Here is a 2,940-nt window from a genome sequence, read left to right on the forward strand (position 1 = left end):
ACCCCAGACCTATCAACCTCATCATCTTTGAGGGATCTTACTAGCTTGACGCTATGGGAAATCTCATCTTGAGGGGGGCTTCATGCTTAGATGCTTTCAGCACTTATCCCTTCCACACATAGCTACCCAGCTGTGCTCCTGGCGGAACAACTGGTACACCAGCGGTGTGTCCATCCCGGTCCTCTCGTACTAAGGACAGCTCCTCTCAAATTTCCTGCGCCCACGACGGATAGGGACCGAACTGTCTCACGACGTTCTGAACCCAGCTCGCGTACCGCTTTAATGGGCGAACAGCCCAACCCTTGGGACCTACTTCAGCCCCAGGATGCGATGAGCCGACATCGAGGTGCCAAACCTCCCCGTCGATGTGGACTCTTGGGGGAGATAAGCCTGTTATCCCCAGGGTAGCTTTTATCCGTTGAGCGATGGCCCTTCCATGCGGAACCACCGGATCACTAAGCCCGACTTTCGTCCCTGCTCGACTTGTAGGTCTCGCAGTCAAGCTCCCTTGTGCCTTTACACTCTGCGAATGATTTCCAACCATTCTGAGGGAACCTTTGGGCGCCTCCGTTACTTTTTAGGAGGCGACCGCCCCAGTCAAACTGCCCACCTGACACTGTCTCCGAACCGGATAACGGTCCTAGGTTAGAATTTCAATACAGCCAGGGTAGTATCCCACCGACGCCTCCATCGAACCTGGCGGTCCGACTTCTAAGGCTCCTACCTATCCTGTACAAGCTGTACCAAAATCCAATATCAGGCTGCAGTAAAGCTCCATGGGGTCTTTCCGTCCTGTCGCGGGTAATGCGCATCTTCACGCATAGTATAATTTCACCGGGTCTCTCGTTGAGACAGTGCCCAAGTCGTTGCACCTTTCGTGCGGGTCGGAACTTACCCGACAAGGAATTTCGCTACCTTAGGACCGTTATAGTTACGGCCGCCGTTTACTGGGGCTTCGGTTCAGAGCTTCGCCAGAAGCTAACTCTTCCCCTTAACCTTCCAGCACCGGGCAGGTGTCAGCCCCTATACTTCGCCTTACGGCTTCGCAGAGACCTGTGTTTTTGCTAAACAGTCGCTTGGGCCTTTTCACTGCGGCTCTCTCGGGCTATGAACCCAAAAGAGCACCCCTTCTCCCGAAGTTACGGGGTCATTTTGCCGAGTTCCTTAACGAGAGTTCTCCCGATCACCTTAGGATTCTCTCCTCGCCTACCTGTGTCGGTTTGCGGTACGGGCACCTCTCACCTCGCTAGAGGCTTTTCTTGGCAGTGTAGGATCAGGGACTTCGGTACTATAGTTCCCTCGCCATCACAGCTCAGCCTTTACGATGAGCGGATTTGCCTGCTCATCAGCCTAACTGCTTGGACGCGCATATCCATCAGCGCGCTCACCCTACCTTCCTGCGTCCCCCCATTGCTCAAATGGTGAGGAGGTGGTACAGGAATATCAACCTGTTGTCCATCGCCTACGCCTTTCGGCCTCGGCTTAGGTCCCGACTAACCCTGAGCGGACGAGCCTTCCTCAGGAAACCTTAGGCATTCGGTGGACAAGATTCTCACTTGTCTTTCGCTACTCATACCGGCATTCTCACTTCTAAGCGCTCCACCAGTCCTTACGGTCTGACTTCACCGCCCTTAGAACGCTCTCCTACCATTGTCCAACGGACAATCCACAGCTTCGGTGATACGTTTAGCCCCGGTACATTTTCGGCGCAGAGTCACTCGACCAGTGAGCTATTACGCACTCTTTAAATGGTGGCTGCTTCTAAGCCAACATCCTGGTTGTCTAAGCAACTCCACATCCTTTTCCACTTAACGTATACTTTGGGACCTTAGCTGGTGGTCTGGGCTGTTTCCCTTTTGACTACGGATCTTATCACTCGCAGTCTGACTCCCGCGGATAAGTCATTGGCATTCGGAGTTTGACTGAGCTCGGTAATCCGTTGGGGACCCCTTACCCAATCAGTGCTCTACCTCCAAGACTCTTGCCGCGAGGCTAGCCCTAAAGCTATTTCGGAGAGAACCAGCTATCTCCAGGTTCGATTGGCATTTCACCCCTACCCACACCTCATCCCCGCACTTTTCAACGTGCGTGGGTTCGGGCCTCCATTCAGTGTTACCTGAACTTCACCCTGGACATGGGTAGATCACCTGGTTTCGGGTCTACGACCGCGTACTTATTCGCCCTATTCAGACTCGCTTTCGCTGCGGCTCCGCTTTTTCAGCTTAACCTTGCACGAGATCGTAACTCGCCGGTTCATTCTACAAAAGGCACGCCGTCACCCGTTAACGGGCTCCGACTACTTGTAGGCACACGGTTTCAGGTTCTCTTTCACTCCCCTTCCGGGGTGCTTTTCACCTTTCCCTCACGGTACTGGTTCACTATCGGTCACTAGGGAGTATTTAGCCTTGGGAGATGGTCCTCCCAGCTTCCGACGGGGTTTCACGTGTCCCGCCGTACTCAGGATCCACTCAAGAGAGAACGAAGTTTCGATTACAGGGCTGTTACCTTATCTTGCGGGCCTTTCCAGACCGCTTCATCTACTTCGTTCCTTTGTAACTCCATATAGAGTGTCCTACAACCCCAAGAGGCAAGCCTCTTGGTTTGGGCTGTTTCCGTTTCGCTCGCCGCTACTCAGGAAATCGAAATTTCTTTCCTCTCCTCCGGGTACTTAGATGTTTCAGTTCCCCGGGTATGCCTTCAGTACCCTATGTATTCAGGTAAAGATACTGCCTCATTACAGGCAGTGGGTTCCCCCATTCGGAAATCTTCGGATCAATGCTTACTTACAGCTCCCCGAAGCATATCGGTGTTCGTCCCGTCCTTCATCGGCTCCTAGTGCCAAGGCATCCACCGTGCGCCCTTTGTAGCTTAACCTACAAATACCTTGCGCACAGAATGTGTCCATTCTGGCTTAAAAAATAAAACTTTACTAACTTCATT

General features: G+C 52.9%; 1 rRNA gene. It reads right to left on the reverse strand.

Annotated features, from left to right (window positions below):
* A 23S ribosomal RNA gene (locus tag DS031_RS23200) occupies positions 1-2,874 on the reverse strand; the annotation flags it as partial.
* Positions 2,875-2,940 lie beyond the last annotated feature (66 nt).

It is taken from the genome of Bacillus taeanensis, from assembly GCF_003318295.1.
Taxonomy (GTDB): Bacteria; Bacillota; Bacilli; order Bacillales; family UBA6769; genus Maribacillus; species Maribacillus taeanensis.